This is a genomic window from Roseateles sp. (assembly GCF_036404855.1).
In the GTDB taxonomy this organism is placed as follows: domain Bacteria; phylum Pseudomonadota; class Gammaproteobacteria; order Burkholderiales; family Burkholderiaceae_C; genus Pelomonas.
This window is the reverse complement of record NZ_DASWYS010000078.1, coordinates 1-4,203: the sequence shown is the minus strand read 5'-3', so window position 1 is coordinate 4,203 and position 4,203 is coordinate 1. Positions and strand designations below refer to the sequence as shown.

Sequence of the window (4,203 nt, the reverse complement as noted above, 5' to 3'; positions counted from 1 at the left end):
AAGGCGTCGAGCGCGGCGAGTGGCACTAGCCGTTTTCGTCGGGCGCGGCAGAAATGCAAAAAGCCCGCTTTCGCGGGCCTTTTGCTTGCACCAGAGCTGGATGGGTTATCAGGCGGCGAGCGCCTTGATCTTGGCGGACAGGCGGCTCTTGTGGCGAGCAGCCTTGTTCTTGTGGAAGATGCCCTTGTCGGCGACGGAGTCGATGACGGTCTGGGCGGTCTTGAACAGGTCGGCGGCCTTGGACTTGTCGCCGGCCGTCACGGCCTTTTGCACGTTCTTGATGACCGTGCGGAAATGGGAGCGCAGCGCGGTGTTCGCGGCGTTGAGCTTGACGTCCTGGCGGGCGCGCTTGCGGCCCGACGCCAGGCGAACCGTCTTCTTCTTGGCTTTGGAGCTGGTTGCCATGCTGTATCTATACCCAGTTGGTGCAAAGACAGCGAGTATAGCCCGTAATCAGGGTTAAAGCCAAGTATCTTGACGGCGTCTCAAAAGAGGGACGGTTTGCCACACAGATAATCCGCCGCCATGAATCTGTTGCGCGCTGCGTCGACCATCTCCCTGCTGACCCTGACCTCGCGCATCACCGGCCTTGTCCGGGAGACCATGGTGGCCGGACTGTTCGGTGCCACCGCGATGACCGACGCGTTTCTCGTCGCGTTCCGCATCCCCAACCTGCTGCGTCGGCTGTTCGCCGAGGGGGCATTTTCCCAGGCCTTCGTGCCGCTGCTGGCGGCCACCAAGGCGACCGAGGGCGACGCGGCCACCCAGCGACTCATCGACGCCGTCGCGACGGTGCTGCTGTGGGCCCTGGTGGCGACCTCGGTGCTGGGCATCGTTGCGGCGCCGGTGCTGGTCTGGCTGCTCGGCTCAGGACTGCCGGGGCCGGCCTTCGACGCGTCGGCCACCATGACGCGCATCATGTTTCCCTATATCGGCTGCATGTCGCTGGTGGCGCTGTCGGCCGGCATCCTCAACACCTGGCGGCGCTTCGTCGTGCCGGCCGCGACGCCGGTCCTGCTCAATCTCAGCGTCATCGCCGTCGGCTGGGCGCTCGCCCGGCCGCTGGAGCGCGCCGGCTATCCGGGCATCTACGCGATGGCGTTTGGCGTCATGCTCGGCGGCGTGCTGCAGCTGCTGGTTCAGTGGCCCGCGCTGCGGGCCATCGGCGCCATGCCCCACATGCGTCTGAGCTGGCGGGGGTTCAAGGAGTCGTCTGCCCACCCGGGCGTCGGCCGCGTGCTGGTGAAGATGGGGCCGGCGCTGCTGGGTGTCGGCGTGTCCCAGCTGTCGCTGATGATCAACACGCAGATTTCCAGCCACTTGGCCGAGGGCGCCACGTCCTGGCTCAACTACGCCGACCGGCTGATGGAATTTCCCATCGGCCTGCTCGGTGTAGCCCTCAGCGCCGTGCTGACGCCGCAGTTGTCGGCTGCCCAGGCCTCGGGGGCGAGCGAGCGCTACAGCCGCCTGCTGGACTGGGGGTTGCGCATGGTGGTGCTGCTGGCGCTGCCCTGCGCGGTGGCGCTGCTGGTCTTCGCGGCTCCGCTGACTGCCGTGCTTTACCACCGCGGGGCCTTCGGCGCGACGGACGTGGCCCACACGGCGCAGTCCGTCATGGGCTGGGGCGTCGGCCTGATGGGCCTGATTGCAGTCAAGGTGCTGGCCCCCGGTTTCTACGCCCGCCAGGACACCGGCACGCCGGCCAAGATCGCCATCGCGGTGCTGGTGCTGACCCAGTGCTTCAACCTTGTCCTGGTGCCCTGGATTGGCGTGGCCGGCCTGGCGCTGTCCATCGGCCTAGGTGCGCTGGTCAACGCGGGTTGGCTGCTGTGGGGGCTGAAGAAGCTGGGCAGCTACCGCCCCGAGCCCGGCTGGCTGGGCTTTGGCCTGCGCGTGTCCCTGGGCTGCGTGGCCATGGGCCTGCTGCAATGGCAACTGGCCACGCGGCTGGACTGGATCGCGCTTGGCGCGCACGAGTTCCAGCGGGGCCTGGCCATGGCGGCCAGCCTCGCCGGCAGCGCCATCGTCTATTTCGCAGTGCTTTTCCTGGCCGGCATGCGGCCGAAGGCGCTGGGACGGCCGGGGTGATCGTGAAGTACGCGACCCCGACCCCGCTGGACTACTTCGCCACGCTGGTGGCGGAGGACGCCAGCCTCAACCTGCTGGAGGCGGCCGTCAGCCTGGCCCAGGACGACGAGCCCGGCCTCGATGTGCAAGCCGTGCTGGCCCGGGTGGACGGTCTGGCGCGCCGCCTGCGTGAGCGCCTCACACCCGAGACGGTGCCGGCCGAGCGGCTGCGTCTGCTGACACGTTTCTTCCACGGCGAGCTGGGCTTTGCCGGCAACCTGAACAACTACTACGCGGCCGAGAACAGCTTCGTCCACCGCGTGCTCGAGACGCGGCGCGGCATTCCCATCACGTTGGCCGTGCTGTTGCTGGAACTGGCCGAGCAGGCGGGCCTGCGGGCGTCCGGCGTCGCTTTCCCGGGACATTTCCTCGTCAAATGCCGGATGGGGTTGGGCGAGGTCGTCATTGATCCCTTCACGGGCGAGGCGCTGTCGGCCGCGCGGCTGGACGAGCGGCTGGCCGTCTATCGCCATGGCAGCGGGCTGCCGGCGGACCTGGAGCTGCCGCTGGAGTTTTTCCTGCGGGCCGCGCCGCCGCGCCAGATCCTGGCCCGCATGCTGCGCAATCTGAAGGAGGTGCATCGGGCCGCTCGCGACTGGCCGCGCCTGCTGGCCGTGCAGCGACGCCTCGTCGTGCTGCTGCCGGACGACGCCTCCGAGCGGCGCGACCGCGGCCTGGTGCTGGACGCGCTGGGCGACGCTGTCGGGGCGGCGGACGATCTGGCCTTCTACTTGGCCGCGCATGGCGACGCCGCCGACGCCGCCGAGCTGCGCGCCCGCCTGGCCGTGCTGATTGCGCAGCGCTCACCGCCGCTTCAGTAACAATCCGCGCCCTCGCGTCCCGCACACCACGATGAATCTCAGCAAGCACCAACGCACCGCCCTGATCTGGGGCAGTGTCGCTCTCGCCGGCATCCTGCTGCTGTGGCTGCTGTCGCCTGTGCTGGCCCCCTTCATCGCGGCCCTGGTGCTAGCCTACGCGTTGGCGCCGGCTGTGCAGGCCCTCGTCAACCGCCGTGTGCCGCGCGCGCTGGCCGTGCTGGTCGTGGAGCTGCTCTTCGCACTTGTGCTGCTGGCGATGGTGCTGCTGGTGCTGCCCATCCTGAGCAAGGAACTGCCGGCGCTGCGCGAGCAGATTCCGGTGCTGGCCAAGGCCGCCAACGACAAGGTGTCGCCCTGGCTGGCCCAGTACGGCATCAACATGCAGCTCGACCCGGCCAGCATCAAGGCCTTCGTGCTGAAGTACCTGGACGCCAATTTCGAGGACTGGCTGTCGACGGCGCTGAGCTCGGCCCGCATCGGTGGCAGCTTCCTGCTGGCCTTCATCGGCAATGCCGTGCTGCTGCCGGTCGTGCTGTTTTACCTGCTGGACGACTGGCCCGGCCTGATCGCACGTGCGAAGGCGCTGGTGCCGCTGTCGGCGCGCGAGTCGGTCGGCAGCTTCCTGTCGGACTGCGACGAGACGCTGGGCCAGTACCTGCGCGGCCAACTGCTCGTCATGGGCGCGCTGGCCATCTTCTACAGCGCGGGTCTGGCGATGGCCGGCTTCGATCTGGCTCTGCCCATCGGTGTCTTCACCGGCCTGGCCGTCTTCATTCCCTACCTGGGCTTCGGCCTGGGCCTGCTGCTCGCGCTGCTGGCCGGTCTGCTGCAGTTCGCCAGCTTCTATGGCGTCGCTGCGGTCGCCGTCGTCTTCGGCATCGGCCAGTTGCTGGAGAGCTTCGTGCTGACGCCGCGCTTCGTCGGCGAGCGCATCGGCATGAGCCCCCTCATGGTCATCTTCGCGCTGCTGGCCTTCGGCCATCTGCTGGGCTTCGTCGGCGTGCTGATCGCGCTGCCGCTGTCGGCGGTGGCCGCCGTCGCGGCGCGCCGGCTGCACCGGGCCTACCTCTCAAGTTCGCTGTTCACTTGATGCGCCAGATTCCCCTCGCGCTGCTCGCCCCACCCGCGCACAGCTTCGACAACTTCCTGCCCGGCGCGAACGCCGAGGCGCTGGCCTACCTGACCGGCCTGATGCCAGGCGATCCCCCGGTGCTGCTGTGGGGGCCAACCGGCTCGGGCAAGACGCACCTGCTGC

Annotated in this window: 4 protein-coding genes; 3 read left to right on the top strand and 1 reads right to left on the bottom strand. The window is 68.6% G+C overall.

Annotated elements, in window-relative coordinates:
- Positions 1 to 108: 108 nt before the first annotated feature.
- Complete coding sequence (gene rpsT, locus VGF12_RS05435) at positions 109 to 405, bottom strand: 30S ribosomal protein S20 (protein WP_331175026.1); 297 nt, start codon at positions 403 to 405, stop codon at positions 109 to 111.
- Positions 406 to 525: 120 nt separating this feature from the next.
- Here rpsT and murJ point away from each other — a divergent pair, with 120 nt between their 5' ends.
- From murJ to VGF12_RS05420, 3 genes are read left to right on the top strand one after another with little or no spacing between them, the layout of a single operon-like run.
- Positions 526 to 2,088 carry a murein biosynthesis integral membrane protein MurJ gene (gene murJ / locus VGF12_RS05430; protein WP_331175025.1) on the top strand — a complete coding sequence of 521 codons (1,563 nt, stop codon included), beginning with the start codon at positions 526 to 528 and terminating at the stop codon, positions 2,086 to 2,088.
- Positions 2,085 to 2,948 carry a SirB1 family protein gene (locus VGF12_RS05425; RefSeq protein ID WP_414710008.1) on the top strand — a complete coding sequence of 288 codons (864 nt, stop codon included), beginning with the start codon at positions 2,085 to 2,087 and terminating at the stop codon, positions 2,946 to 2,948. Before murJ ends, VGF12_RS05425 begins: the two co-directional genes overlap by 4 nt.
- A gap of 31 nt (positions 2,949 to 2,979) precedes the next feature.
- Positions 2,980 to 4,038: an AI-2E family transporter gene (locus tag VGF12_RS05420; RefSeq protein WP_331175023.1), complete on the top strand. Its 1,059-nt coding sequence runs from the start codon at positions 2,980 to 2,982 to the stop codon at positions 4,036 to 4,038.
- Positions 4,039 to 4,203 lie beyond the last annotated feature (165 nt).